Origin of the sequence: Pseudomonas sp. A014, from assembly GCF_052378495.1 — a bacterium.
GTDB lineage: Bacteria > Pseudomonadota > Gammaproteobacteria > Pseudomonadales > Pseudomonadaceae > Aquipseudomonas > Aquipseudomonas machongensis.
Genome location: NZ_CP199001.1, coordinates 2,191,813 through 2,217,722 on the forward strand (window position 1 = coordinate 2,191,813; position 25,910 = coordinate 2,217,722).

Below are 25,910 nucleotides of genomic sequence, written 5' to 3' on the forward strand. Positions count from 1 at the left end.
TTCGATCTCTGGAAGGCCATGGTCAAACCTTGACGTTGGTTCTAGAGTGATGATCCCTTCGCATTCGGAATCGACCATGACCGATCTGTCCGCTTTTCCCATCACACAGAAGTGGCCGGCGCAGCACCCCGAGCGCCTGCAACTCTACTCGCTGGCCACACCCAATGGCGTCAAGGTCTCGATCATGCTCGAAGAGATCGGCCTGCCCTATGAGGTACACAAGGTCAGCTTCGAGACCAACGATCAGCTGACGCCCGAGTTCATCTCGCTCAGCGTCAACAACAAGATCCCTGCGATTCTCGATCCCGACGGTCCCGGCGGGCAGGCATTGCCGCTGTTCGAGTCAGGGGCGATCCTCCAGTACCTGGCGGAGAAGACTGGCCAGTTGCTCAGCCAGGACCCCGCGCAGCGCTATCAGACCTTGCAGTGGCTGATGTTCCAGATGGGCGGCATCGGGCCAATGTTTGGCCAGGTGGGGTTCTTCCATTTCTTCGCTGGCAAGGATTACGAGGACAAGCGTCCGCGTGATCGCTACGTCAACGAATCCAAGCGTCTGCTCGGTGTGCTCGATCGTCACCTGAAGGGCCGTGAGTGGATGGTCGATGAGTACAGCATCGCCGACATCGCCATTTTCCCCTGGGTGCGCAATCTGGTGGATCGCTACGACGCCCGTGATCTGGTGGGCTTTGAGACGTTCAAGGAAGTGCAGCGAGTGCTGGCGAAATTCCTGGAACGTCCTGCGGTGCAGCGTGGGCTGAAAATTCCGGGCTGACTTGATCGAGGCCGCCCGCGCGGCCTCTTTTTTTACCCCGGGCGAGGGTTGCGCAGCGGCTGTCTGGTGTTGATCGAATGGCTGTCGCGTGACCTTGGTCAATGTAAGTCGTAGGCTGAGGGTGAAAATAGCGCCGGAAAATTCGATGATCTGTTGCAAGCGCGTGTATCAATCGGTTTCGCCTGAGGACGGACAGCGCGTGCTGGTCGATCGCTTGTGGCCACGCAATATGCGCAAGGATGCCTTGCACGGCCAGTGGTTGCGCGACGTTGCACCGTCGGATGCGCTGCGCAGGGCGTTTCATGCCGGGGATATGGACTTTGCCGGTTTTTCCGAGCACTACCGTGCCGAACTGGCGGCCCATCCTGAGCATTGGTATCCGCTGTTGGATCTGGCGGCCAAGGGGACCCTGACCCTGTTGTTCGCAGGCAAGGATACTGCGCACAACAATGCCCGGGTGCTCGCCGACTGGCTGGAAGAAGAGCTCGAGCGAAGGGGGCCGGGCAGTTCGCCGGTGTGTTATGCCCAGGAGCCAGGCGGATAGCGATGCAATGACTCAACTATCACTTCAACTCGTTCCGGCCACCGCAGGCTGTCGTACCTTCGCCCGCAACCTGACGCGACGCGCCATGCTCCCGTACTACCGCGAGTTCGACCTGTTGTGGATCGAAGAGGCATTTGACGAAGCTTGGAGCTGGCGCGAGCAGTGGCTGGTGAAGGCGGGAGAGCAAGTGCTGGGTTTCTGCAGCCTCAGTCAGGACCGCCAGGCCTTGTTCATCCGCGAACTGCACCTGCTGCCCGAGTACCGCGGGCACGGCGTTGGATCCTGGGTGCTGGGGCATCTGGCCGGATGGGCAGCGCAACGTCGTTTGCCGTTACTGCGCCTGATGGTGTTCCGCAGTAACCCGGCCAGGCGACTCTACGCACGGTCGGGCTTTGTCGAAATAGGGGAAGACGACTGTTTCGTTCGTATGCAGCGCAATGTCATGGTCACGGGCGTGAGGTCTTGATGTCGGTACAGGTTTAGACAAGTGCCGTAATAGTAGCTTGTATTGGTTGGATCCAATGTGCATAGTGCCAACTGGATTCGTGGCTATTCGCCTGGGGGCCGGACGCGCCCAGGGCTATCTGATCGAGAGAGGAAGGGAGTCGAATGAAAGGATTCGGTCTGCGTTTGAGGGAAGAGCGCGAGCGGTTGGGATTGACCCAGCGAGTGTTCGGCGACATCGGGGGTGTCGAGCCAAACGCCCAAGGCAAGTACGAAAGTGGGGAGCGCACGCCGCGCATCGATTATCTGGCGGCGCTCGCCGCAAAGGGCGTCGATGCTGCGTACGTACTCAGCGGCCTGCGCACGCCGGCGCCATTGGAATGCCTCAGTGGCGATGAGAGCCGCGTGCTGGGTATGTTGCGACGGCTGACTTCAGCCGATCGGGCGGCGATCTGGCACCTGCTCGGGCGTTTGGCGGCAGATAACGAAAGCTACGAAAAGACTCGCCTGCGAAGGGCAGACCGCCAGGCATATGCCAATGACGCTTTGCGCTAGGTTCGTGATGAAATTTTTTGTTAAGGTGGCCGGATCCAATCGCCCCCATGACGAGGTGTCTGCTTGATTAGGGTACTTGTGGTCGATGATCACGATCTGGTGCGTACCGGTATCACGCGCATGCTGGCCGATATCGATGGGCTGCAAGTGGTCGGCGAGGCGGATTCGGGCGAAGCCGCCCTCAAGCTTGCCCGCGAGCTGGAACCCGACGTAGTCCTCATGGACGTCAAGATGCCCGGAATCGGTGGCCTGGAAGCCACGCGCAAATTGCTTCGCAGTCACCCGGATATCAAAGTTGTGGCCGTCACCGTGTGCGAGGAAGACCCGTTCCCCACGCGCTTGCTGCAGGCAGGCGCCGCAGGATACCTGACCAAGGGCGCGGGCCTCGACGAAATGGTCCAGGCTATCCGTCTGGCCTTCGCGGGGCAGCGCTACATCAGCCCGCAGATCGCCCAGCAGCTGGCGCTCAAATCGTTCCAGCCCCAGGGGTCACCGTTCGATGCGCTGTCTGAGCGGGAAATCCAGATTGCTCTGATGATTGTCGGCTGCCAGAAAGTGCAGATCATCTCAGACAAGTTGTGTCTGTCCCCCAAGACCGTCAATACTTACCGTTATCGGATCTTCGAAAAACTCTCGGTCACCAGCGACGTCGAACTGACATTGCTGGCCGTTCGCCACGGTATGGTTGACGCAAGCCTGTAATCCCCCATGTCCCAACTCTTTGATGCCAGCGCGTTCCTGGCGACCTGCAGCGGTCGCCCAGGCGTGTACCGGATGTTCGATGCCGAGTCCCGGCTGCTTTACGTAGGCAAGGCCAAGAACCTCAAGAAGCGTCTGGCCAGCTACTTCCGCAAGACTGGCCTGGCGCCGAAAACGGCCGCCCTGGTGGGGCGCATCGCTCAGGTCGAAACCACCATTACCGCGAACGAGACCGAGGCGCTGCTGCTCGAGCAGACGCTGATCAAGGAGTGGCGTCCGCCCTACAACATTTTGTTGCGGGACGACAAATCCTACCCTTACGTCTTTCTTTCCGACGGCGATTTCCCACGCCTGGGCATACATCGTGGCGCGAAAAAAGCCAAGGGCCGCTACTTCGGCCCTTATCCCAGCGCCGGGGCGATCCGTGAAAGCCTGAGCCTGCTGCAGAAAGCTTTCTCGGTGCGTCAGTGCGAGGACAGTTATTACGCCAACCGCACCCGGCCGTGCCTGCAATACCAGATCAAGCGCTGCAAGGGACCGTGCGTCGGCCTGGTCACGCCCGAGGAGTATGCCGAAGACGTACGGCATTCGGTGATGTTCCTCGAGGGGCGTAGCCAGCAGCTGGGCAATGAGCTCAACGCCGAGATGGAGCAGGCCGCCATGGCGCTGAATTTCGAGAAGGCCGCCGAGCTGCGCGACCAGATCGCCTTGTTGCGTCGCGTCCAGGACCAGCAGTACATGGAGGGCGGCTCCGGTGACGTCGATGTCATCGCCGCCTTCGTCAACCCGGGCGGGGCCTGTGTGCACCTGATCAGCGTCCGCAGCGGGCGCGTGCTGGGGAGCAAGAACTTCTTCCCGCAGGTGGGTATCGAGGAGGAGGTGTCCGAAGTGATGGCGGCCTTCCTTTCCCAGTACTACCTGGGCAACGCCGAGCGAGAACTGCCAGGGGAGTTGATCGTCAATGTGGTCCACGAGGACTTCCAAGCCATCACTGAAGCGGTACAGACCTTGCGCGGTCGCGACCTGGCCATCAGTCACCGAGTCCGAGGGACTCGGGCACGCTGGCAGCAACTGGCCGTGACCAACGCCGAGCAGGCGCTCAACGCTCGTCTGGCCAACCGCCAGCACATGGCCGCACGTTTCGAGGCCTTGGCTCAGGTGCTCAACCTGCCGGAGGTGCCGCAGCGCCTGGAGTGCTACGACATCAGTCACTCCAGCGGCGAGGCTACGGTGGCCTCGTGCGTGGTGTTCGGCCCTGAAGGCCCGCTCAAGTCCGACTACCGCCGTTTCAATATCGAAGGGGTCACCGCCGGTGATGATTATGCTGCCATGCACCAGGCCCTGACTCGCCGTTTCGGGCGGATCAAGGACGGCGAGGGCAAGTTGCCCGATGTGCTGTTGGTCGACGGCGGCAAGGGACAGCTGAACATGGCCCGTGAAGTCATGCAGGAGCTGGCACTGAGTGACCTTACCTTGCTCGGGGTGGCCAAGGGGGTGACCCGCAAGGCCGGTTTCGAAACGTTGTATCTCAACGATGTGGCCCACGAATTCACCCTCAAGGGCGATTCACCGGCACTGCACCTGATTCAACAGATTCGTGATGAGGCGCACCGTTTTGCCATCACTGGCCACCGCGCACGTCGCGGCAAGGCTCGCCGTACGTCCAGCCTCGAAGACGTTGCAGGGGTCGGGCCGAAGCGCCGTCGAGAGTTGCTGAAACATTTCGGCGGCCTGCAGGAGCTCAACCGCGCCAGTGTCGACGAGATTGCAAAGGCACCCGGCATCAGTAAAAAGCTTGCCGAGTCGATTTATGCGAGCCTGCATAGCGAGTAGAATGCCGGGTTCAACTCGCAGCCAGTCGTACCGATGAATATTCCAAACCTGCTCACCGTTCTACGCGTCCTGCTCATCCCGATCTTCATTCTGCTGTTCTACGTGCCTTATCACTGGAGTTACGTAGCCGCCAGCAGCGTGTTCGCCATCGCCGCCGCAACTGACTGGCTCGATGGCTATCTGGCCCGTCGTCTTCAGCAGAGCACGCCGTTCGGGGCGTTTCTGGATCCTGTCGCCGACAAACTGATGGTTGCCGTGGCGCTGGTGCTGTTGGTGCAGGTGCACGCCAACTTCTGGCTGACGCTGCCCGCAGCAGTGATCATCGGGCGTGAGATCGTGGTATCCGCTCTGCGCGAGTGGATGGCCGAGCTGGGGGCGAGGGCGCATGTGGCGGTGTCGAACCTGGGCAAGTGGAAGACCGCCGCGCAGATGCTGGCGCTGGTCATTCTGCTGGGCAATCCGCCGGTGCTGACCTTCTGGGTCGCACTCGGTTACGGGCTGTTGCTGGTGGCCGCAGGCCTGACTTTGGTGTCGATGGTGCATTACCTGCTGGCGGCCTGGCCGCACCTGCGCGAAGGCTCCGAGCAGAAGTAAAACTTTTTTTGAATCAAGGGGTTGACCTTCCCTGGCAGTTCGCTAGAATGGCACCCATCACGACGCGGGAATAGCTCAGTTGGTAGAGCACGACCTTGCCAAGGTCGGGGTCGCGAGTTCGAGTCTCGTTTCCCGCTCCAATTTTCACGGTGCTGCCTGAGGCAGGGCTGGGAAATAAATCCAGTGCAAGCCGCAAGGCTTTATAGCTGGTGCGCTGAAAAGCGCTGGGTATGTCCCCTTCGTCTAGTGGCCTAGGACACCGCCCTTTCACGGCGGTAACAGGGGTTCGAGTCCCCTAGGGGACGCCATTTTGCGGGAATAGCTCAGTTGGTAGAGCACGACCTTGCCAAGGTCGGGGTCGCGAGTTCGAGTCTCGTTTCCCGCTCCAAATATCGATCTACAGAGTTCCATGGAAGTCTGTAGGTCCTTGAAAAAAGACGCTTCGGCGTCTTTTTTCGTTTCAGTCAAAGCCACTCCCATCCATGGGCATCCGGACTTTTTAGTCCAGAGATTAGCCATGAAATCCGGGTTTGCGCCGTCGCTGTTTGTCGATCTACACCATCAAGCGCCACTATCTGCTCGACATGCTTGCCAGAATCGAGCGGGGACGCGGCTATACCGTGCCTTGCTCAAGGCGCCCGAGCTGGAGAAGAGCCCGGTTTCGTCCCTCGATGAGTTACCTGGGCATTTCGCTGACTGTGTTAGCAGGCATTTCGGTGTTTGGGCTTTCGGGCGGGACCAGCAGGTCGATTGCCGAAAGCAGGGCATCGGGCTCGACGGTACCGCGCAAGGTCAGGATCTGCTGGCTGTGATTGTCGATCAGGCGCAGGGCAGGGGTGACATTCAATCCGTAGCGCTGCGCATCCCTTTGATGCGCCTGCACCACCTGAGCTATTTCCTGACCTTCAAGACAGGTCTGCAGGGCGGGGGAGTGCTTGGGGTACTTCGTGTCGCTGGGCAGTCCAAGGCCATTGCCCTGGGTGTGCAGGAATACCCACGGCACCTCGCCCCAGAACGCTTCGCGTCCTTCCAGCTGACCTGCGCACTCGGCTAGCGCGGCCTCGCGGCTGGCGGCGGGCTCGTGCTGGGGTAGTGGCAGATGATGCCAGGCCAGGTTGACGTGATCGTTGGTGACGACCCAGCGTTGCAACTGGGGCAGGTACACCTGGCAATGTGGGCACTCCAGGTCGGCGTAGAGCGCCACGGTAAACCGGGCCTCGGGATTGCCGTAGATCCAGGGTGGGCCGCCGGGCTTGTCGGTCATCTGCGCGTGAAACGGCTGCCACAGCAGTACGACAAGGACGATCAGGGCACACCAGCTCAGTGCCCATTGGGTGTTGGTCTTGCTCATCCGTTTGAGCACGGTGCCTCTCCTGGCACGTCGAAGTGCAGAGGTTCGGTGCCGCGGGCCTGATCGATCTGCTGGGTCATGCGTATAGCCGCGTCCAGCTCACAGAGCCCGTGTTGCTGCATCAAGGTATGACGTGTGGCTTTTTCCTTGGGTTCCGTAGTTGCGAGGGCGAGATAAAGGCTGGGTGAAGAGGTGCGCAACAGCAGCTCCATCGACTTACGCAGCGCATTGCGAACGTCCCCGGTCAGCACGCTGCGCTACTCGACTGAACAGCTATGAGCGGCATCGAGGATGCACTGTCGAATCAGACTGCGGTCGGTCCGGTTTCAGTTCGCCGAGAAGATTGCGCTGCTTGCCGGCCTCGGCCAGTCCAACCAAGCTATCGGCGTCGAGGGTCTGCACTTGACCACGGGTGGGCGACCATTCGTCGGGCGTCGGCGAAGAGGCCAGGGAGGCGCCGGCACCTGCTGACAGTTTGACCCGCTCATGCTCAAGCCCAGACGCCAGTGAAGTCGCCGAACAGGCCGAACGAGTTGCCTGCTTCGACGATGAACAGCCGGGGGATAGATCGCGGTGAGGCCAGGCACCTTATTACGGCGCTTGAAACAGAGAACGCAGCGTTGCTCGGAGAGGCCGCCGCCGGAGCGTTGGGTAAGAAGCTTACAACGAGTTTCTTGCGTTCCTGAGCTGCTCGGCACGTTGATGAGGATTGCACATAGCAATAGGGCTTCGTGTTCGCCCCTCATCTCAAGTCCAGGTGACGAGCGTCGTTGCCTGCCTTGGGAGACGTGGTTTCCTGTCGCCGTTACCTTGCTTGTGTATGCGTGGTGTTCAAACGCACCCGCGATTGGGCTTGAGTGCTGCATCGCTTTGCGATGCCGTGCGGTGGAGGAATTCACCTAGCCAGAGCGCTGTTGCTGCGTTCTGATAATGCTCTGCAGTAGACACGCTGACGTGAGGCCGCAATAGCGCCAGGCAGCTGTGGGCAGCGCCTTCATGCAAAGGCTGTAGCCAACCGTGACGAAGACCGAGACGCTGGGCCTGGGCCCACAGCGAGGGCGCTGCAGCGAAGGCCTTGGGCTCCCATATCAACGGGATGTTTGAGCCCTGCAGGTGATGGGGTCGCAAATCCAGCGCGGCCTGAATAATCGCTTCCGAGCCCGATAACAAATTGCCTGCGGTGACCGCATGCGTGCAGCTTGCAAAGCTGAAACTGTAGTAGCGGAATCCCAGTTGGCCAACGAGCGCGGGCAGCGCTTCGAGTAGCGTCGGGAGGTGGCCCAGGCGTTGCCAGTCCTCCGCTGTTCGGTCGAGCATCGAACCTCCTTGTAGGATTGCTCCTGATTGGCGCTACTGCGGGCAGTGGGCGGAACCGCAGCCCAAATTGCTAGGGTATCGCTCAACTATAGTGTGGAAACATGCGCTGCGAAGTAAACATAACGTTTACTTCCGTTTTTCGGTTTTTCCTGATTTCTTTTTTGACGGCTCGGCATTGGGGCGTCTCGGTGCCTCGCAAGCGGTAGACCTTTGGTGCATAAAACAGCGGCGCGTCTTCGTTGGTCTCCCAGTCTTGTTTGCTTGAGCGCATGGATGAATGTCCGCAGAAGCCGAGTCCTCTGACACTAGGCTCTGTATGAAAAGCCTTGAGACGAAGGTCAGGCAAGGCGAAAACAGCCGAGGAACGGCCGGGGTCGCGCTCGACTTCACGGGCTGTAAATGAGCATTCCGACCGGGCTGGCGCACCAGGCTGTTTTCAACGCAGCATCACCGAGTATCAAGGTTTTTCATACAGAGCCTAGCCTGTGAAAACTCCCCACGAGTGGGTGCGGATGCCTCGAGCATCGGCGACACGGCGCGGGTGTGGCATTCAATCCGATGGGCAGGCCAAATGCAGGGCCGATTGGCCTGATATCCGCTCCCTAAAGCTAGTCAACAAGCCAACTTGAATCCCCCTCGACCAGAGTCCCACCGTGACTGGTAGTGTCTCCTTCCCTGGCTGCTGGTTGGCCCTCGATGAGCGTGCAGTTTGCGCCGCTTTCGATCACAGCCCCGCAACTGATCCGGTCGCCTACGCGTGCGACGGCTCTGCCATCCACGAATGTTGCGCTTGCGCCGGTTTCTACCGTCCCTGCGCCATGAAGTGGGCAGTCATGAGCGTGGCCGACGAGGACGATGGGTTTCATTTACGCTTCCTTTTGTATGGCTGCGCAGGTGCTTCCTCGAACGCCTCTGGCGGTGGCGGCGCAGCCCGGACGTTGAACAGCCGGCAGACGCCATACCAGCAGATGGCGACTGTAAGGTTGTAGGGGAACAGCACGGCCCAGAATGGCAGTTGCCAGTTTTTCTTGCCTTGGAGTTCACCGGGCTCCCCGGTTCGCCAAGGGGCGTAATGACGCCAGGCTTCTGCCGGGGTCAGGCAGATGGCGTGCAGTGGCCGGTGCCACCAGTTAGGTTCACCAGGTGGCGGTAGTTTGTCTGGGCCGTGGTCCATGAAATGGCGCAGGTATTCCCAGACTTCGGCGACGTGTCTGATGTCGGGTTCGGTGGGTTCATTGCTGTCGACCCACAGACAGTCCTTCTGGTGGAGGCTGCCGTCTGCACGGCGGGGGGCGAAGGCGAGTGCATAGCTGGTGGTGAAGGATGAGCCGCCGAACTCGGTGCGCTTCATAAGGCCACCTTCAGTGTTGCACCACTCGAAAACTAATATCTTGCTCAAGCGTCGATAGTGTATTTTTTGAGTTGTTCGGTTGAGGTAAAAATTGGATAGGCCTTTAATTAGGTATATTCGAAAAAAAATAAATGGTAGGAATACAAAGGGGGCAAGTGCTGTTCCGATTATCAATGGAGGATTAAGTGTGTGGGGGTTCCATGTTTCGATGGATAGAAGAATAGGATATAGACTGATTATGCTTGCGATGATGATTGCGCAGAATAGTTTTCCCATGAATACACAGTCTGCAACCCACGGGTTGCGCAGGCATAACGTGCTGTTTGACACGCTTGCGAACTGTCCGCGAATGGTGGGTTCGTATCCTGAATTTGAGTTGTATTTAAATGCCCATAGAGTTGTCATATCAGCGCTCAAGTCGGAAAATTTTATTGATCTCAGTGCCTTCGTATACTCCTTGATTGACGCGGTAGGTCAGGTGTAGCGAGGCATGATTCTGGGTAGAAAGAGTTTTTTTGAAATGCAATATCAAACCGGCGTCTATGATGTGGCAGGTGGGGTCGACTGGGAATACATACGTTTCTTCGCCCTCACCAAAGCTGTTTAAGCTCGCCGACCATTCACTGACACCTATTACGAAGCCCGGTAAAAATACTGTGAACTCCGCGGTTGGCTGCGGTGTTGTTACTTTATTTTGTGTGATCGCTGCCCAGTCAGGTGGCGTCCAATGACTGTTTTCATGCCACTTGCTGTCCATGTTATTTACGCCGAGCGATGTGGCCTGCTCAGATGAAAGAAGCTTGGGTGTATAATGCTCGTCGTACCAAGCTTTGATTTCTGTAAATATAGATTTAAATGCTGGCAGTTTTTTATTGTTATCTAAAATAATATCGGCATGAATTTCACCATCATTTATCCTGTTTCCGAACATGCTGCGTGCAGCCCATAGCTCAATGGGGCTATGTAAATGCTCCTGTGCTTTGGCATGGAGGTAGAGCCCCCCTCCGATTATCGCTGTTCCTAAAAGTACAAAAGCAGCAGTGATCCATCCTACATACGGGACTGACGACGCAACCATCGAAGCTGCAAGGCCTGCGTCAAGGATGACAGCAGCGCCGACAGCCATGCTTACTCCACCAGTGAATGAATACGCTGCGGCAGAAGAGTTTCCATTTTCGTTTTGCCGCCACGCCTTGGCGCTATCAGAGAAAAAGCCAAAACCTATTGCAGGATATCCTGCTAATCGCGCAAAGAGTTTGCTGCTCAAGAAACTTGTAATTCCGTTGCCAAATGCCATTCCCGGCGCTGTCGGACGCAATCTCATCATCACTGCCTTTTGGGTGGCCCGGACGCTAACCAACGTCGCTGCAGCCGCACCGATCACACCAAATATTGACGACGCAAACCCCAGTGTGTATTCCGGGGCAGAACTCTTCTGTAGGCTGTTATAAGCTGCTTTCAGTGAAATCACGTTGAACCACAGCATCCCCGCGTTCAAAGCTCCGCCACTACCCGATGTAAGCAACCCAATAAAGTTGGGTTTCATGTGCGCAGTGGTGGTCAACTCGATCGCTACCGTGCGGCTGCCCGAGATGCGAAGTTGCTTCATCTCTTCAACCTGGGCCATGCCCTTGTTCAAGTACTGTTCTACGGCTTGGCTGAACGGGTTATCCCGAATGGCCTGATCGGTGATCTGGTAGCGCGCCGCCAACAATCCCAATACCTTCTCGGCATTGGCCTCACGCGCTGCCGCCAGCACTTGCTGGCGCAGACCATGGCTGGTGTCCCAGCGGGTAGTGCCACGCAGCCGCTTGAGAACCACGGTGCTGACCGACTGTGCGGTGAGTTCGGTGATGCCGGCGCTTGCCGGGAAGCGGTCGGCCAATCCTTCGATTACGTTGTCGGCGGCGCCCAACAGGCCGCCGACCGCATCGGCTTTGTCCTTGAACGGGTTGAACGGTGCCAGGGCGGTGTACAGCGGGCTGTCGTGCTGATCGAGCCACTGCTCCAGGCGCCTGAACCGTGGGTCCTGATCTTCGCTCCCGGGGGTTGGCTGGCTCATGGGCAGAATCAGCAACGCCAGGATGATTTCCAGCCCGCGGGCGGAAGTGCGATCGTCGCGGTCATAGCAGGCCAGGGCGGCAGCCAGGCTATAAGGGTCATCGATGTGCTCAGCCTCTGCAGTGGCCAGCCAGGTGTCGTGATCATGGCTGGCTTGCAGTGCCAGGTCACGCAGGTGCGCCATGCGCTGATCAAGCGCATCGCGCTCGTCGAGGAACCGCAGGTATTTTTCAGTATCGATGCGCAGGCCCAGGCGTGCCCCGTTGGCGGAGTAATCTTCGTGGGTGAGGGCCAGGTAGCGTGCCGCGGCGGGTGAGTGGGCAGGGTTGTCGCGGGTTGGCTTCAACCTAAAACCGACCAACTGCGGCGAAGGCGCATCTGCCGGGTACAGGCTCTCCAACGTCTTGTTCAGCAGCATGGCCACCAAGTTGCGATGGTGAAAGTCGCGGCTCTGAGGGCTCACTTGCTCCACGTCCAGCTTGAAGCAGGACGGTAACCGCTGTTGCTCTGGGCTTTGCGCGGGTTGTGTGTGTTCCAGTTGCTCGGCAGGCATCAGGTCGCGCAGTTGGTGCTGGTACGCCGAAACCGACAGGCTCAGGTCCAGGGCCATGCCTTCGGCGTCAGCGAGTGCCACCACCACCGGTACTTTTGGCTGCGACCACGGATAATACCGAGCCGCTGCGCTGAGCGTGCCGACCGGCAAGGTATCGGCGACTGGGTGGCTGCTCCAGGTCAGGGGCATGCGCCGATTGGCCTGTTTGAAGTCTTCGACCCAGTTCTGCAATGCGCTGAGGGGCAATATATGGGGCTGGGAGGAGGGGGCCTGATTGCCGGCCACCAGCTCGGCCATGTCCAGCAGGCGCATGTGCCGTTTACGCAGGGCGGGCGAAGCGCTGATGCGGGCGGTGGTAGCGTTGGTCCACAAGTGGGGGCTGTAACCGATCCACACTTCCCTGGCTGACTCCTGGCAGGTATCTGCCCAAACCCAAGCCATGGTTTTGCCGGAACGATAGCGGTTGCGGCGGTGGTATTTCTCTAATCCCTGGTAGCCCAACTCTTTGTAATTCCCTTCTCCGTCGTATTCATGAATGACAAGCTTTTCGCCCAGAGAGCCTTTCATGAACACGTAGACGTATCCTGGGCGCAGGGCCCGCAGCGTATAGGCGCAATGCCGTAGCGGGGGCAGGCCCTGCTCCAGCTTGAAGCCTGCATCGGTATACAGGTAGGCAGGAGTGTCGGCGGCACGGGGCACGATCGCGTAGCGCACCGGCAGGATTGGAACGCGCGGGCTGCAGGCGGGGCCGGCAGTGGCACTGCTAACCGAAGCGTCAGTCATGAAGGGGCTCCTTGCTGTCAATCAGCGCTTGCAGTTGCCGAAGGCGCCCTTGGGGCGATTCTTCGAGGTTGGTGTAGATCTCCCCGGCCTGGTCATCGCTGATGATGGACATGTGTTTGGCCGTCATCCGGATGAACTGGCCGGCAACGTCCTCGTCACGAAAATTGAGCGCTTTGAGTTGCGGGAGCAGGGTTTCTATCCAGCGGCGGATTTCGGGCAAGGTACGGGTCGTGTAGGTCGGCATGGCCAATACCTCGTGTGCCAATGAGAGGACGAAGTGCTCGTGCAGGCCTGCCTGCAGCCGCTCCAGTTCATGTGCGCCAAGGGTCAATGCCGGGTCGGATATCGAGCGTGCAGCCGTCGGTCGGCGTTCGAGCGCCTGCCACTGGTGGGCGGGGCCCCAGTTGGTTCGCCATGCCAGCCGAGAGATGGGCCCCAGCCAGAGCTCGCGGTTGCGTTCATCCAGCGCACCCAGCCAGGCTGAGAGATGATCGGGTTTGAGATGAAACAGGGCGGCGCCCTGGTCCGGGAGCGTGACTTGCACAAGGCTGGTGAGGTGGCCAATCAGCACTTCGAGGTCAACTTCAGCGTCCAGCGCGATGGCACCGCCGATGGGCATCCAGGTCTCCATGGCATAGGTGCGGAGCTCAGGTGCTTTTGAGGTGTTTACCAGCAGAGGGCCGAAATCGTGCTGGTTATCCAGCGCGCTGCGCTTCCATGGCCATGCGTGCGGGGTATTTCGGCTGATGTTATGGATGAGGTCGAGTACCGAAGGGGCATAGGCGGGCATCCATTCGCCTTCCTGGGGAATGGGGCGATACGCCCAGTCTTCGAGTGTACTGGTCATGAGCAGCAAAAATTGGCAGTCGCAGGCGACATTGCCGTTGCCGTGTGGCTGCAGAAGCGCGGTGCTCATTGGCTTGGCCTTTTGATGCAGCGGCAATCGGGCAAGGGGCACGTGCCATCTGCGCGGCGTCCGCATAGGCGCTCGAGCGGTTTGCCGCTGACGAAGTCGCTGGCGATGGAGAAGGGATTTGTGTTGCCGCCTGGCGATTTGATTAGTTGTCCGTTGATATGGATGGTCGAGCCGTCCAGGGTGATGCCTGTCTCGTCAATTCGGATGGAGCCACCAGGCCCTTGAATGAGCACAGTTTCCGTTGAACGCAGATCGTAGCGACGGGTGCGTCTGCGGATTTCAAGACTGGCCTCCAGCTCGGCGTGCCCTTCAACTTGCTGCTCCAGGTTGCCGCCGATGCGGGTGTGATGATTGGCAGTGATCTGTTGGTGGCAATGATTACCGATGGTTTCAACACGGTCCTTGGCAACGGTGATTGTCTGGTTACGACCGACTTTCAGAAAAGCGTCATTGCCAATTGTGGCTCGCTCGTCGTTACCGACGGTCTTGTCGCGATGGTTGCCGATCAGGATGGACTCGTCGTTTTCGACCTGCTCCTTGCGATCATTTCCAATCTGTGTCGTCTCATCATGCTTGACCACATTGTTCTGATCCCGCTCGGCATGAATGAACACCTCCTGCCGCCCCAACTCATCCTCGAAGCGCAGTTCATTGAAACCATCCCCTTTGTGAGTCTGGCTCTTGATGGTCATGCGGGTCTTGTGGTCGGGCAGGTCGTACGGTGGCAGTTGATCGCCACAGTAAGTGCGCCCGGTAATCATGGGTTGGTCGGGGTCACCGTTGACGTACTGGATGATCACATCCTGACCGATCCGCGGAATGGCCATCGAGCCCCAACTACCACCGGCCCATCCCTGAGAGACGCGTACCCAGCAGGAGCTGAACTCGTTGTTCTCGCTCTCGCGATCCCAAGGGAAACTGACCTTGACCCGCCCCCACTCATCGCAATAGATCTCTTCGCCTTTCGGCCCGACCACGGTAGCCATATGCGGGCCGTCGATCCGCGGCTTTGCCAGAGGGGCAGGGCGCCATTCGGTGCGGCCGGGGATCAGCACGGCGGTCTGCTCGTACCGTGTGCTTTGATCGATACTGGTGGCCTCTTCCTGCAGGCTGGTGAGCTGGGTGCCTTCGTGAATGACCGTATTCACTCGCCAGTGCGCATTGAGGTCGGCTCGTGGGTGTCCGGTCAGCGTGAAGCTCAAGCCCGGTTGCAGGCGTACGTCATCACCTTCGACTTGCGCCAGTCGGACATCGTGACGCAGGGCCGTGATGCGGTTTTCAGTGAACGGTTTACCTACGACATCGCGCTTGTAGCGGCCTGGATAGTCGAAGTACTCGTACTCGCTGGACTGATGCTCCAGGAAGGGGCCAGAGGCGCGGTGTTCCTGGCGGTAGGCCGGGTTGGTGAAGGTGTGGTCGCGTTGCACCTGGCGTGCCGTGCGCACCTGTTCGCTGTAGTTCAAGCGGCGCAGACAGGGAATTGGCTGGTCGCCACCGCTGCTGGATTGATAGAGGACGGTGTTGGGATCTACCGGCTCATCGTCTTCGTAGAAACCTTCGTCTTCGGCACGTGCCAAGTGCTTCAGCACTGCCAGGTCACCCACTTCTCTGATGCCTGCAGGCGTGCTCCGCACGTCGCAACATCGCCATCGCGAGCAGATGTCTTGCCGTTGCCTTTCATACCGTTTCCTTGAGCCTGAATGGTTACAGCGCCATGAGTGGGACACAAAAGCGTGTCACCGTGTCCTGCTATGGGTTTACCGTTGACATTGAAACCCGTCGTTGCGGTCTGGACAGTACCGCCGTGGTCACTGCTATCGCCGACGGTGATGAAGGGCTTGGCCATGATGGCTCCTGTTCTTGAGTAAGTGGCTTTTGGGGGGAGTGTTTGTGCCTCTACGGATTTATGCGCTTGTAGCCCAGCCTTGCTAAGGCATTCAGTTCTTGTGCGCTTTCTGTTTGGGGTCTACTTGTGGCAGAGGTGGCCAGTCAGCCGCGGTGGAGAACGGGGGAACAGGTTTTCCGGGTAAGCCAGCTTCGCGGATGATGCGCGGCCAGCGTGGCTCCCAACATGGCAACAGAGATAACCAATGGCCAAAGGCATGTATTGCCAATGCAGGGGACGTCAATATGACCCAGCAGGCGACCTGTTTACGCAGTCCGTTGCGCCATAAAGGTCTGAAGAAGCTAAAGGATGCCATTACCGATTGCCAGGGCCAGGGAATCTTGCTCAGCAGCTTCTTTGGTGGGGGTACCGATAGCGGACCTTCCTCCATATAGAGACGAATGAATTCCCACAGGTTGGCAATATCGCTGGTGCCGTCAGCAATTTTGCCCACAAACATAAAGTGGAGGTTGGGGAGTCCGGTAGTGGAGGGTTCCCAGAGTAGGGTAAGTTGACGGCCCGTATTAGTTGATTCTTCTTGGTCCAGCCCCGCTGGAGGTGTAATTTGGTCCCAGTCTAAGACCGTGATTCCACCAGCGAACTTCGGACGGTGAAGGTATACTTGGCGCGTTATCCGATTGAATCTAATTAGGAGTCGGCGTTGGACGAAATTTTCTAACCTTATGATTTTTTTTGAGTATTTAAGAATTAGATGAATTGAAATTAATGTTAGGGAGATCATGAAGATCCCGAAAATGTAATCGTCAGTATTGGCTTGTTTGGCTCCCCAGTAAAAAGCCCCCGTGATCCATACTGTATTTGAGAGCACTGTCACGTATGTTAGTCCGGATGCAAGATAGATCGTCATAAGGGTGAGGTAAGTAATCAGCCCGCGGCGTGCGTGAGAGGCACCTGCGGCCAGTTCGATATATATATTGTTGTAGCTATAGAGGGAGCCTTCTGCGCTAGCGGATGGGGTCGAACTCATAGGGAGATTGGACGAGTTCGTTTGGAGTTTCGAACTTTTGTGTTTGGGTGGTTTAGGTGGTTCTCAAGTTTTGTTTTCCAGACTTCGCTGTGTGTAGGCGAAGTCTGCATGAGCCACAATATCCATTCTATGAAGTACATTTGATTTTCCGCTTGGACGGCTTGGTATAATTTTTCCAGCTCTGTGTCTGTGTCTTTGAATGGTTTTAATATTTCTTTAGGCGACCTGCGACGCAAACGCCTGGCCCCAGACAACATCGTCGTAGGTATCGAGCGCTTGTTCTACGCGGGTGCTGTGGCTCGACAAGCGCACGGGACGTTTGCCATTCCAGATGCTGAATAGCACGGGCTTGTCGAGCAACTGGCCGAAGTCTATGTCGTTTTCGTAGCTGACCAGCTGAAGTTCGAGCGTGAACTGCTGGCTGATGCCCTCCTTGAGGGTGAACGAAACCACTTCGAATTCTGCTTTGCCAACGAGTGGCTGGAAGCTGTAACGCAATTCAGATTGGCTAGGCATAAGCAATCCTTGTTCGCCGTTCGAGATTCGAAATACCCCAAGGCAGCGGTGGCTAGCTGGGGCATTTTTCATGCGATTTGCCAATCAGGGTCACCTTCGATCAGCACGCCACCATGGTCGGTGCGGTCGCCTTGTCGGGCAACCGTTTTGCCCTCTATGTGAAAGCTCGAAGCCCCGGCTTCGATGATGGCTCCGCAACTGATGCGGTCCCCCGCAAGCGCAGCCGCTCGGCCTTTCACTGTGAGGCCGGAGGTGCCGGAGATCACTTCGCCCTCACCATGAAGGGGGCAATCATGTTTATGGCCGATCAGCACGATGGGTTTCACAGGGGATATCCTTTTCGACGGTCGAGGTTTCTACTTCGGTCTTTGGCTGACGCGTAGCGGTGCGTTTCTTTCTCTCCGGACGCTTGCCTGGGCGGGCGGCCCAGAGGTAAGCGTTCTCGCGCAACCGCTCCTGGATAGCCGGTGGATAGTCGTCAAGCGTGGTGAATGGCGGAACGGGCTTTCCGGGTAGTCCGGCTTCGCGAATGATCTTGGGCCAGCGCGGTTTCCAGCACAGCATGAGGCTCAGCCAGTGACCGGTTCCGATGATCAGGAAGGCGGGCGAGATCAAGACGAGGCCGATCTTGGTGATTCGAGAGGAGGTACGAAAGTAGCGGGTCAGCCCTTCGAATTGAGGTGTGAAGGCTTGCCAGGGCCAGGGAAAGTGCGAGGTGATGTGGGGACGCGGCAAACCCTCTGGCCCCTCATCCATGAAGCGGCGGATGAACTCCCATTCGGCTTGTAGTTCCGCGAAGTTGTTGGCGGCTTTGCCTACGTGGACGAGTTCAGGATGTAGAGCGCCGGCGTACGAGGGTGGCCATATAAGATCCAAAGGAAGGCCTAAGCTACCGGCAGCGGCGTATTTTTTATCCGAGCCACTGCACATGACGCCGTGCCAAGGGAGTGTGACGATACCGCCACAGTATGTTGGACGGTGCAGGTAGACTTGTTGGGTAGTGCGGTTGAAACGTATTAGTAAGTGGCGGGATGTGAACATCTCGAATCGCGTGAAGCGGAGCCCGAATTTTAAGTAAAGCCATAATGTACCTAAGCCCATGGTGAGGAAGAATGACGCCATGAGAAGCTGCTCGCCATAGGGCTCGCCATTATAGTTGAGTGCTAGGTTTAAAAGAAATTTTATGTCCTCTAAAACAATCGCTATATTTGCTAATGAGTAAGCTATAGCCGTAAGGGATAGTATGCTTATCAGTCCCCGTTTATCCTCCCACGTGCCGCAACGCATTTCCAATATGCGCTCATTGTAAATATAGACTGGCCCTCGACTTTTAGGTGTGTTGCAAGCTGACTTTTTCGCAAATTCAATCATCTCCTGCTCGTCGCTTTCATATATGATTTTCCGGTTCGCTTTCTTGTGCTGTTTTTCAAAAGCATCGCGCTCTTCTTTTGGATCAATGTAGGCAAGCCATGAGAGCCACTCAACAAAATACATTATATGACCTCGCTAATTGCACTGAACAAAGACTCAAGTTCTTCTGCATCCTTTTGGTAGCCTTTGTGAGATAGTTGAAGGCGGAAGCAGCATTTGCTGCACCATTTTTCTAGCGCGTTTTCATCGAGGACCAGTAAAGCAATACTGGTAGCGAGCACGATGGCGCCTCCAATCCAGCTCAAACGACTGAGCCAAAGCATGGCAACTCTGTTCGCCGCCAATCGTGTAGATAATTTTGAAAAGGTCGCACCTAAGCTACTTCTGAATATATTGGGGACACTAATCGACAGCAAGTGAAAAAGCGCACTAGCCTGTGAAAATGCTATTCCTCCTTGCCCTACGAGTAGCGCGAAAGTAGCACCTGTTCTAACTTCATAAGCTAATGCTAATGTTGGTTTGGATTTATTCTTTGCCTCTATAGCGTCGGAGATGTCCCACGTAATACTGACAATCCCCCCCACCGCCGCCAACCCGGCCCCCCACAGTCGATAACGTCCCAAGCTAACTTGCGCACCTCGCGCAGTAACGCTGTTCTCACCAACACCTCTGAGCGTCAGTTCAGTACCTACTGCAAGTAATTCCATCCCTGCGGCCGCACTGGTCAATGCGGCCGCAGTCACTTCACTCCAGAAGCGTCGGTTCTTGTCATCTTTCCTTCCTTGTAACAGCAGCAGTCCGGCCTCCAGCAGGAGTAGCGCACTGGCCACCCGCAAGCGATAGAACTGATTGCCGTGTACGCCTTGCAATGTCTCGACATAAGCTCGATCGAGACGGCGCACGACAGGTGCCGCGACGCGGCCGGGCGACGGGGTTTGGCCTTCCAGTGCCTGCTCACTCAACCGCAGGTTCACTGCTTGCTCACCCAGTGAGGCGATGAGGTAGGTGCTCAGGCGTCGGTACAGCAAGCGATCGGCGCTGCCAGGTGCACCCACTGACAAGCTCTGGCGCCCCAATTGCCCGAGCCAGGCCAGCGCGCCGGCCGTGTTGGCGGGGCTGTGTTGCGCTAGTTGGTCCAGATGGCTGTCCACCTGGCTGAAGTGTGCGGCGAGTTCCTTGGCTTGTTTGAGCGCCGTATCCAGTTGCTGCCAAGGATCGCCACCCTGCGGCAGTGCATCCAGCGTTATGCGTGTTTGCGCAAGCACCTCTGCGATCGCGCGCTGGTTGAAGACAAACGAGCGCAGCGCCAAGTTATCGGGGGAGATATTGTCGGCGCGCCACCATTGGGCAAGTAACTCTGCGCCGGCGGGCACGCCTTCGAGGCCGACCACGCACAACCCTGTCTGGTGCGCAAAGCATAGGCCATTGGCGACGTCGTTCTCGTCGTAGTGGGCAAGTGCGTTCAACAGATCGGAGGACTTCAACCACGCGAGGTGATCTGCCGCTCTGGACTCGGCAAGACTTTGTGCTTCAAGGCTCTGCGCATCGAACAAGTCAAGGTGTTGGTGCATGCCTTGCAGGTTGACCTGTGACAGGTAGCGCTCTTCGAAATGCCTTGCGAATTCACCGTTTCTCGCACGGGTCTCAAGATTCTGCCTTTTTAATTCACTGGCGCTGTCGAGGATGGCCTCTTGGGTCTGCGCCCACCATTCGGCCATCTGCGGGTGAACGGCCTGTTCGCTGTGGGCGAGATAGGCGCGCATCGCCTCTTTATGGTGATCGACCAGCGCGGCGACTTTGCGCTCAGTGAATTGCTGATGCAGTTCGCTGAATGTCTGGGCGACCAAAACCTTGCGCTCGTTACTAGGGCCGGCTTTCTCGGTGCTGGTCTCCAACCATTGCTTGAGGTGTTCCATGCCGGCGTTGCGCCAGGCATTGAGTTCTTGAGTAATACCGATGGCGTCCTCCACCACGAGGGCGACGCCCCGAGCTTCAGGTCTGTCGCCCAAAGGCGCCAGTGCTTGCCGCGCCGCGGCCAGCGAGCTGATGCTGGGTGCACTGAATACCTGGGAGTCCAATAGCGTGCGCAACGCGTCGTTGGATTCGGCGGCAAAGTCGGCGACCAGCTCCAATTGGTCATGACGTATCGTGTAAGGCCTGGGCGTCGGACAGCTGGGACCGGCGAAGGGTGCTATATCCAAGGCCGGTAGCGTGTCGCGTCGACGCAGCAATTGTTGCTGTGTCGCGAGGGTCAAAGGGTCAGGGCTGTAGAACAGGCGAAGCTCAAGTAAATCGTCGAGATCCTGAACCTTGAACGCCCAGGTCATATTGCGGACGACATCCTGGAGGGTGTGGGTACCTGATGGTTGAGGCTCGGCGTGTTCAGGGTCGATGAGCGACAGGGCCCCGTTCGCGGCGATTCGATAGGGTAGGTGCAGACTGTATCGCCCGCTGCGTTTGCGCTTTTCCATGACATACAGGAAGCCTTCACGAAGTGGGCGAATGGCGTAGTCGGCATGACGCAGCGAACTGATGCGATGAGGGTGGCGCAGGTGCTCAGGCAGGGTAGGTAATCGTTGGCGCTGGTGGGCACTACCGCCAACGGCGGCATAGCGTAATGGCAGCACAGTGAAGGTCCGTGTGCAGGTGACATCCGGCCCAATTGAAAAAGGATCTTGTAGTGCCTCGCAGTTCTGCCGATTGATTTCAAGCAGCGTCTTCAGATCGAGCATGAGAGGTCCCTAGTGAAGTAAGCGGCGCAGGTGTGTTTGAAGGCGTTGAGCAAGTGGCTGTCTTTGCTCGAGTGATTCCTTCATGGCAGCCTGCCAAATGGGATCGAGCGTCACTCTGTCGCCGAGCAGCGCTAGATAGGTGACGTAGGTGATCAGGTCTTGTTGCTCGATGAGTCCTGCTTCTCGCGCGGCAGCGAGGTACTTGCGTACCCGGCCCAGGCGCACGCTGTGGCATTGTTTAGTTTGCCCACTCGCGGCCAGCGAGCTTTTCAATTGATCGGCGAGTCGATGTTCAAGTGGGTCTCCTGCCAGTGCCTCCCAGCACGCGTGGTCTAGTGTTAGGTCGTTGAGTTCTTCGGTTGCAGACCTGTCACCCCCCATCAAACAGCCCCAGGTTTCTTCACTGGCATCTGGATAAGGCACCCACCAACTATGGATGGGAGCGAACCATTCGACGATTTTGGGCAGATCCTTTCGGGCATGCAGCACCCGCAGGCATTGTTCGGTGTGATAGCGCAGTAAGTAGCGTTGGCCGTCAGGTGCCAGAACTGTATTGGCTTGCGCCAGGTGCGTAGCTAATGCAGCAGTAGGCAACGAGCTGATGATCCAGCCGCAGATTGCATCGGCTGCGAACTCGCTCAACTGCCAGAAGAAGTCGGATTGGTTCTGCAAGGTGGTACTGGTGTTGGCCGCATATAGACCAGTGCCGAACGGACGCAGGTTGCTGAGTTCATCCTGTTGCATCAGTGGATACAATATTCCGTGCTCCCGCTGTGCGAGGCTTTCCAACTGTTCAGCGCTTAGCTGGGAAAGTTCGAGAACAGCGGAAAGTCGATAGCCTTCTGCTTGTCGTAGAGGAAGGAGTAGCTTTTCGACGAAGAGGTCTTTCATTCGTTCTCACCCTCCATGCGAATGACATTGCGACCTTCTGCGATGGCTTTTAGTAAACAGCTGACGCAGATTGCTTCCCCAGGCGCTGGAGTGGAACTGATGGCGAGGTTATGCGTGCTTCCTGTTGGACTTTGTGCCACGGGGCCTTTGATTTTGATTGCAATGGCGTCAAGTGTGATGCCGCTGCCGTCAAGCGTTACTGTTGCCCCCGGCGCCTTGATGGTTAGACTTTGTGACACTTGAATCTCTAGCACTTGCGTTTCTTGGCGAATTGCTTGTCCTGCCCGTAGCTCAACATTTCCGACCACGTGTTGCTCCAGATGGCCTCCAATCTCTATCGAGTGATTCGCTGTGGTTTTGTCATATCTGTTGTTACCCACCTGCTCCGTACGATCTTCTGCTGTAGTGATCATGCGATGGCGGCCAATTTGAAGCAGGTCATCCCGACCTGTTTGACGATGATGGTCTCTCCCAACTTTCAGACCTTGGTCGTTACCCACTTCCTCGTGTCGGTCATGACCAATGTTGATCTGCTCATCCCGCGCTACACGTTCAGACCGGTCATTTCCAATCTGTGTCGTCTCATCATGCTTGACCACATTGTTCTGATCCCGCTCGGCATGAATGAACACCTCCTGCCGCCCCAACTCATCCTCGAAGCGCAGTTCATTGAAACCATCCCCTTTGTGAGTCTGGCTCTTGATGGTCATGCGGGTCTTGTGGTCGGGCAGGTCGTACGGTGGCAGTTGATCGCCACAGTAAGTGCGCCCGGTAATCATGGGTTGGTCGGGGTCACCGTTGACGTACTGGATGATCACATCCTGACCGATCCGCGGAATGGCCATCGAGCCCCAACTACCACCGGCCCATCCCTGAGAGACGCGTACCCAGCAGGAGCTGAACTCGTTGTTCTCGCTCTCGCGATCCCAAGGGAAACTGACCTTGACCCGCCCCCACTCATCGCAATAGATCTCTTCGCCTTTCGGCCCGACCACGGTAGCCATATGCGGGCCGTCGATCCGCGGCTTTGCCAGAGGGGCAGGGCGCCATTCGGTGCGGCCGGGGATCAGCACGGCGGTCTGCTCGTACCGTGTGCTTTGATTGATACTGGTGGCCTCTTCCTGCAGGCTGGTGAGCTGGGTGCCTCCGTGAATGACCGTATTCACTCGCCAGTGCGCATTGAGGTCGGCTCGTGGGTGTCCGGTCAGCGTGAAGCTCAAGCCCGGTTGCAGGCGTACGTCATCACCTTCGACTTGCGCCAGTCGTACATCGTGACGCAGGGCCGTGATGCGGTTTTCAGTGAACGGTTTACCTACGACATCGCGCTTGTAGCGGCCTGGATAGTCGAAGTACTCGTACTCGCTGGATTGATGCTCCAGGAAGGAGCCGGAGGCGCGGTGTTCCTGGCGGTAGGCCGGGTTGGTGAAGGTGTGGTCGCGTTGCACCTGGCGTGCCGTACGCACCTGTTCGCTGTAGTTCAAACGGCGCAGACAGGGAATTGGCTGGTCGCCACCGCTGCTGGATTGATAGAGGACGGTGTTGGGATCTACCGGCTCATCGTCTTCGTAGAAACCTTCGTCTTCATCCTCGGCCTTGATGGCGCCATGACTGATCAACCCCAGCGATTGCAACCGATCAGTGATGATCAGCTTGTGCAGCTTTTCACTGTGGGCGAAGCGATAGACGAAGCCTTCTTCAGCAGCAAGGCGAGCGATGAACGCGAGGTCTGTCTCGCCGGCCTGAACACAGAATTCACGGACCTGGTGGTCCATGCTGCTGCGCAGTTCGTACTGGGCGATGCCCTGACGCTTGAGCATCAGTTCAAGAATTTGCGGCACGGTCTTTTGTTGGAAGATACGCCAGTTCGAACGCAAGTCGGCGCGGGCCAGTTGTGGCTCGACCAGCGCGTGATAGTAAGTGCGGTAGAAGCCGCTTTCAGCTTGGCTGAAACGGCTGACCAGGCCGTGCACGTAGCGCACGGGACGTTCGCCATTCCAGATGGTGAACAGCACCGGCTTGTCGAGCAACTGGCCGAAGTCAATGTCGTTTTCGTAGCTGATCAGCTGAAGTTCGAGCGTGAACGGCTGGCTGATACCTTCCTTGAGTGTGAACGAAACCACTTCGAATTCTGCTTTGCCCACGAGTGGCTGGAAGCTGTAACGCAAGTCAGATTGGCTAGGCATAGAAAATCCTTGTCCGCCGTCTGAATGAACGCAAAGCCCGGACAGGCATCACCTGCCCGGAGCATTCGCATGGATCAGGCGGCAGGCGCACGCCAGTCATCAGAGCCTTCGGTATTGGCCACATCGTGTGACCAGGTGATTTTCCGGTAGGCCAGCGCAACCTCGATCAGCTGCGTATAGTTTTCGTTCTCCTTGTCCTGGGCGTGCGGGAGCTCCGTGTTGATACTGACGATGGTCGCGTCTTCGAGTTTGGTGGTGAAGAAGTGCTCCTGTTTGCCCTCCACCGAGGTGCGATACCAGTTGATCTCAACGGTGGTCAGCATCTCACCGGTGGCCAGCGCCTGATACATCAGCGGCGTGGCCTTGTTCAGCGCGCTGGTGAAAATCAGCGGCTTGTGTACTCGTTGCCCGCTGGGTTGGCCGCTCTGGGGATCGGTAGGCGTGGTTACCTCGTGCTTGATTTCCTGCACCAGAATTTCATCTTCATGGCCTTGCTGGAAAACGTTGCCGACTGAATCAGCGGTGAATGCGCCAGCGGTGATGTTGCCTTGGGTTTTACCAATGATCTTGATGTAAGCGGGTGTTGGCATGGCAGTATCTCCTGCATCCATGTGGATAAAGCACGCGCACCTAGGTGGCGTGGCCATCGGGTACGATGGGCTTGTCAACGAGGCAGATGCCTCGTCAATTCGTTGAATTCCGTTGCCACGGGTGTCGGCGATCTACTGCTGCAAGATGCCGTTGAGCGACGCCAGCACCTCGGTGGTAATCAGGTGCAGGCGGTAGCTGTAGATGCCGTAGGCCACCGCCATGACTGCGGCGCAAATCACCAACGGGCTCCACCACGGCCATTGCCGGTTCATGCGGAAATTTCGCGGGGCGACGTTGGTGTAGGGATCACTGATCGATTCCGGTACGGGGCCGCGCAGCTCGCGGATGATTCCGTGAAGCTGGTGAATGAGCCCGTTGAGCGATTCTTCGCCTTTGGGCGCGACGGCGTACTTGCCTTTCAGGCCCAGGGACAGCGCGAAGTACATGAACTCCAGTGCGTCCTGATAACGCTTGGGTTCCTGCATAAGGCGCGAGAGCACGGTGAAGAACTTTTCCCCACCCCAGGTTTCGTCGTGGAAGATGCTGAGCAGGGGTTCCTGGCTCCAGCAGCTGGCTTTGCCCCAAGGCCGCTCCATGACCGCTTCATCGATGTAAAGGCACAGCCCGTAGGAGTACGCGAGCAACTGGGCATGCTCGTAGCCGTGCTGACGCATCTCTTCCCTGATGTTGTCGATCTGGTTGCGTACCTGTTGATGCACTTCCTTGATGTTGGGCAATGAATCCAGCGTGCGCAGGCGCATCACCAGGCCGAACAGGGGGGCGGCGGCATCCAGCATCAAGTTTGAGAAGCCGCCCCGCAGTTGGAAGTCAGGGTCGGCGAGGTAGCCTTGAAAAGCAGGTTGTGCCTGCGCATGCGTGGCGGTGTCGGCGGAGGATTTTTTAGCTTCCTTACCTGCCGTGGCTATCGTGTCGAAGAGGCCCCCGTTGCCATCCTGACTGTCGTGAATAGCATCCTTCAT

The 25,910-nt window shown here is 57.7% G+C and carries 22 protein-coding genes, 3 tRNA genes and 3 pseudogenes; 10 read left to right on the forward strand and 18 right to left on the reverse strand.

From position 1 onward, the window contains the following. Window positions 1–76 precede the first annotated feature (76 nt). The 10 genes from ACTYOL_RS10150 (at window position 77) to ACTYOL_RS10195 (ending at window position 5,829) form a co-directional block, all read left to right on the forward strand. Window positions 77–772 carry a glutathione S-transferase N-terminal domain-containing protein gene (locus ACTYOL_RS10150; protein ID WP_153773037.1) on the forward strand — a complete coding sequence of 232 codons (696 nt, stop codon included), beginning with the start codon at window positions 77–79 and terminating at the stop codon, window positions 770–772. Window positions 773–917: 145 nt separating this feature from the next. Then, window positions 918–1,316: a DUF488 domain-containing protein gene (locus ACTYOL_RS10155; protein ID WP_063544348.1), complete on the forward strand. Its 399-nt coding sequence runs from the start codon at window positions 918–920 to the stop codon at window positions 1,314–1,316. A gap of 7 nt (window positions 1,317–1,323) precedes the next feature. After that, window positions 1,324–1,782, forward strand: coding sequence for a GNAT family N-acetyltransferase (locus ACTYOL_RS10160; protein ID WP_444757852.1), 459 nt, complete (start codon window positions 1,324–1,326; stop codon window positions 1,780–1,782). A gap of 143 nt (window positions 1,783–1,925) precedes the next feature. Beyond that, on the forward strand, window positions 1,926–2,315 hold the full coding sequence (locus ACTYOL_RS10165; protein ID WP_054892717.1) for a helix-turn-helix domain-containing protein: 390 nt from the start codon (window positions 1,926–1,928) through the stop codon (window positions 2,313–2,315). 63 nt (window positions 2,316–2,378) lie between these two features. Then, window positions 2,379–3,017 (forward strand): response regulator transcription factor GacA, encoded by a 639-nt coding sequence (gene gacA / locus ACTYOL_RS10170; protein ID WP_444757853.1) that lies wholly within the window; start codon window positions 2,379–2,381, stop codon window positions 3,015–3,017. A gap of 6 nt (window positions 3,018–3,023) precedes the next feature. Next, window positions 3,024–4,847 carry an excinuclease ABC subunit UvrC gene (uvrC, locus tag ACTYOL_RS10175; RefSeq protein WP_444757854.1) on the forward strand — a complete coding sequence of 608 codons (1,824 nt, stop codon included), beginning with the start codon at window positions 3,024–3,026 and terminating at the stop codon, window positions 4,845–4,847. A gap of 33 nt (window positions 4,848–4,880) precedes the next feature. Further along, window positions 4,881–5,441: a CDP-diacylglycerol--glycerol-3-phosphate 3-phosphatidyltransferase gene (gene pgsA, locus ACTYOL_RS10180; RefSeq protein ID WP_054892720.1), complete on the forward strand. Its 561-nt coding sequence runs from the start codon at window positions 4,881–4,883 to the stop codon at window positions 5,439–5,441. A 64-nt stretch (window positions 5,442–5,505) separates the two neighbouring features. After that, window positions 5,506–5,581 (forward strand) — tRNA-Gly (locus ACTYOL_RS10185). 92 nt (window positions 5,582–5,673) lie between these two features. Further along, window positions 5,674–5,749: transfer RNA gene (locus tag ACTYOL_RS10190), tRNA-Glu, on the forward strand. Window positions 5,750–5,753: 4 nt separating this feature from the next. Then, window positions 5,754–5,829 (forward strand) — tRNA-Gly (locus ACTYOL_RS10195). Window positions 5,830–6,117: 288 nt separating this feature from the next. Here the strand turns inward: ACTYOL_RS10195 and ACTYOL_RS10200 are convergent. The 18 genes and pseudogenes from ACTYOL_RS10200 to icmH all read right to left on the reverse strand — a co-directional run bounded on the left by ACTYOL_RS10200 (window position 6,118) and on the right by icmH (window position 25,910). Continuing rightward, window positions 6,118–6,804 (reverse strand): DsbA family protein, encoded by a 687-nt coding sequence (locus ACTYOL_RS10200; protein ID WP_444757855.1) that lies wholly within the window; start codon window positions 6,802–6,804, stop codon window positions 6,118–6,120. 248 nt (window positions 6,805–7,052) lie between these two features. Continuing rightward, window positions 7,053–7,354 (reverse strand): annotated as a pseudogene (locus tag ACTYOL_RS10205) (conjugative transfer ATPase); the annotation flags it as partial. A 269-nt stretch (window positions 7,355–7,623) separates the two neighbouring features. Then, window positions 7,624–8,109 carry an autoinducer binding domain-containing protein gene (locus ACTYOL_RS10210; RefSeq protein ID WP_444757856.1) on the reverse strand — a complete coding sequence of 162 codons (486 nt, stop codon included), beginning with the start codon at window positions 8,107–8,109 and terminating at the stop codon, window positions 7,624–7,626. Window positions 8,110–8,717: 608 nt separating this feature from the next. After that, window positions 8,718–8,975, reverse strand: coding sequence for a PAAR domain-containing protein (locus ACTYOL_RS10215; RefSeq protein WP_153773043.1), 258 nt, complete (start codon window positions 8,973–8,975; stop codon window positions 8,718–8,720). Further along, complete coding sequence (locus ACTYOL_RS10220; RefSeq protein ID WP_200603612.1) at window positions 8,972–9,865, reverse strand: hypothetical protein; 894 nt, start codon at window positions 9,863–9,865, stop codon at window positions 8,972–8,974. The genes ACTYOL_RS10215 and ACTYOL_RS10220 overlap by 4 nt, the downstream gene beginning before the upstream one ends. 1 nt (window position 9,866) lies before the next feature. Next, window positions 9,867–12,857 carry a T6SS effector BTH_I2691 family protein gene (locus ACTYOL_RS10225; RefSeq protein WP_444757857.1) on the reverse strand — a complete coding sequence of 997 codons (2,991 nt, stop codon included), beginning with the start codon at window positions 12,855–12,857 and terminating at the stop codon, window positions 9,867–9,869. Beyond that, complete coding sequence (locus tag ACTYOL_RS10230; protein ID WP_232233456.1) at window positions 12,850–13,773, reverse strand: DUF4123 domain-containing protein; 924 nt, start codon at window positions 13,771–13,773, stop codon at window positions 12,850–12,852. The genes ACTYOL_RS10225 and ACTYOL_RS10230 overlap by 8 nt, the downstream gene beginning before the upstream one ends. Beyond that, window positions 13,770–15,338 (reverse strand): annotated as a pseudogene (locus ACTYOL_RS10235) (type VI secretion system Vgr family protein); the annotation flags it as partial. The gene ACTYOL_RS10230 and the pseudogene ACTYOL_RS10235, both read right to left, overlap by 4 nt. Window positions 15,339–15,355: 17 nt before the next feature. Beyond that, window positions 15,356–15,619, reverse strand: a complete 264-nt coding sequence (locus ACTYOL_RS10240; protein WP_444757858.1) for a PAAR domain-containing protein — start codon at window positions 15,617–15,619, stop codon at window positions 15,356–15,358. Between the two features lie 91 nt (window positions 15,620–15,710). Then, a complete protein-coding gene (locus ACTYOL_RS10245) occupies window positions 15,711–16,646 on the reverse strand; it encodes a DUF6708 domain-containing protein (RefSeq protein ID WP_444757859.1) in 936 nt (311 codons plus the stop codon). Between the two features lie 306 nt (window positions 16,647–16,952). After that, window positions 16,953–17,162, reverse strand: a pseudogene (locus ACTYOL_RS10250) (type VI secretion system Vgr family protein); the annotation flags it as partial. Window positions 17,163–17,230: 68 nt separating this feature from the next. Continuing rightward, window positions 17,231–17,488, reverse strand: a complete 258-nt coding sequence (locus ACTYOL_RS10255; RefSeq protein ID WP_444757860.1) for a PAAR domain-containing protein — start codon at window positions 17,486–17,488, stop codon at window positions 17,231–17,233. After that, on the reverse strand, window positions 17,460–18,656 hold the full coding sequence (locus tag ACTYOL_RS10260) for a DUF6708 domain-containing protein (protein ID WP_444757861.1): 1,197 nt from the start codon (window positions 18,654–18,656) through the stop codon (window positions 17,460–17,462). Before ACTYOL_RS10260 ends, ACTYOL_RS10255 begins: the two co-directional genes overlap by 29 nt. Further along, complete coding sequence (locus ACTYOL_RS10265) at window positions 18,656–21,265, reverse strand: T6SS effector BTH_I2691 family protein (RefSeq protein ID WP_444757862.1); 2,610 nt, start codon at window positions 21,263–21,265, stop codon at window positions 18,656–18,658. The genes ACTYOL_RS10260 and ACTYOL_RS10265 overlap by 1 nt, the downstream gene beginning before the upstream one ends. 9 nt (window positions 21,266–21,274) lie before the next feature. Beyond that, window positions 21,275–22,156, reverse strand: coding sequence for a DUF4123 domain-containing protein (locus ACTYOL_RS10270; protein ID WP_444757863.1), 882 nt, complete (start codon window positions 22,154–22,156; stop codon window positions 21,275–21,277). Next, window positions 22,153–24,339 carry a type VI secretion system Vgr family protein gene (locus ACTYOL_RS10275; RefSeq protein ID WP_444757864.1) on the reverse strand — a complete coding sequence of 729 codons (2,187 nt, stop codon included), beginning with the start codon at window positions 24,337–24,339 and terminating at the stop codon, window positions 22,153–22,155. Before ACTYOL_RS10275 ends, ACTYOL_RS10270 begins: the two co-directional genes overlap by 4 nt. Before the next feature lie 74 nt (window positions 24,340–24,413). Beyond that, complete coding sequence (locus tag ACTYOL_RS10280) at window positions 24,414–24,929, reverse strand: Hcp family type VI secretion system effector (protein WP_153773047.1); 516 nt, start codon at window positions 24,927–24,929, stop codon at window positions 24,414–24,416. 132 nt (window positions 24,930–25,061) lie between these two features. Beyond that, window positions 25,062–25,910 (reverse strand): type IVB secretion system protein IcmH/DotU, encoded by an 849-nt coding sequence (gene icmH, locus ACTYOL_RS10285; RefSeq protein WP_197891441.1) that lies wholly within the window; start codon window positions 25,908–25,910, stop codon window positions 25,062–25,064.

Coding starts and splice junctions, on each gene's coding strand:
- ACTYOL_RS10150 (WP_153773037.1), top strand. CDS start 77: ATGACCGATCTGTCCGCTTTTCCCATCACACAGAAGTGGCCGGCGCAG.
- ACTYOL_RS10155 (WP_063544348.1), top strand. CDS start 918: ATGATCTGTTGCAAGCGCGTGTATCAATCGGTTTCGCCTGAGGACGGA.
- ACTYOL_RS10160 (WP_444757852.1), top strand. CDS start 1,324: ATGACTCAACTATCACTTCAACTCGTTCCGGCCACCGCAGGCTGTCGT.
- ACTYOL_RS10165 (WP_054892717.1), top strand. CDS start 1,926: ATGAAAGGATTCGGTCTGCGTTTGAGGGAAGAGCGCGAGCGGTTGGGA.
- uvrC (WP_444757854.1), top strand. CDS start 3,024: ATGTCCCAACTCTTTGATGCCAGCGCGTTCCTGGCGACCTGCAGCGGT.
- pgsA (WP_054892720.1), top strand. CDS start 4,881: ATGAATATTCCAAACCTGCTCACCGTTCTACGCGTCCTGCTCATCCCG.
- ACTYOL_RS10210 (WP_444757856.1), bottom strand. CDS start 8,109: ATGCTCGACCGAACAGCGGAGGACTGGCAACGCCTGGGCCACCTCCCG.
- ACTYOL_RS10215 (WP_153773043.1), bottom strand. CDS start 8,975: ATGAAACCCATCGTCCTCGTCGGCCACGCTCATGACTGCCCACTTCAT.
- ACTYOL_RS10220 (WP_200603612.1), bottom strand. CDS start 9,865: ATGACAACTCTATGGGCATTTAAATACAACTCAAATTCAGGATACGAA.
- ACTYOL_RS10225 (WP_444757857.1), bottom strand. CDS start 12,857: ATGACTGACGCTTCGGTTAGCAGTGCCACTGCCGGCCCCGCCTGCAGC.
- ACTYOL_RS10230 (WP_232233456.1), bottom strand. CDS start 13,773: ATGAGCACCGCGCTTCTGCAGCCACACGGCAACGGCAATGTCGCCTGC.
- ACTYOL_RS10240 (WP_444757858.1), bottom strand. CDS start 15,619: ATGGCCAAGCCCTTCATCACCGTCGGCGATAGCAGTGACCACGGCGGT.
- ACTYOL_RS10245 (WP_444757859.1), bottom strand. CDS start 16,646: ATGAGTTCGACCCCATCCGCTAGCGCAGAAGGCTCCCTCTATAGCTAC.
- ACTYOL_RS10260 (WP_444757861.1), bottom strand. CDS start 18,656: ATGTATTTTGTTGAGTGGCTCTCATGGCTTGCCTACATTGATCCAAAA.
- ACTYOL_RS10265 (WP_444757862.1), bottom strand. CDS start 21,265: ATGCTCGATCTGAAGACGCTGCTTGAAATCAATCGGCAGAACTGCGAG.
- ACTYOL_RS10270 (WP_444757863.1), bottom strand. CDS start 22,156: ATGAAAGACCTCTTCGTCGAAAAGCTACTCCTTCCTCTACGACAAGCA.
- ACTYOL_RS10275 (WP_444757864.1), bottom strand. CDS start 24,339: ATGCCTAGCCAATCTGACTTGCGTTACAGCTTCCAGCCACTCGTGGGC.
- ACTYOL_RS10280 (WP_153773047.1), bottom strand. CDS start 24,929: ATGCCAACACCCGCTTACATCAAGATCATTGGTAAAACCCAAGGCAAC.
- icmH (WP_197891441.1), bottom strand. CDS start 25,910: ATGAAGGATGCTATTCACGACAGTCAGGATGGCAACGGGGGCCTCTTC.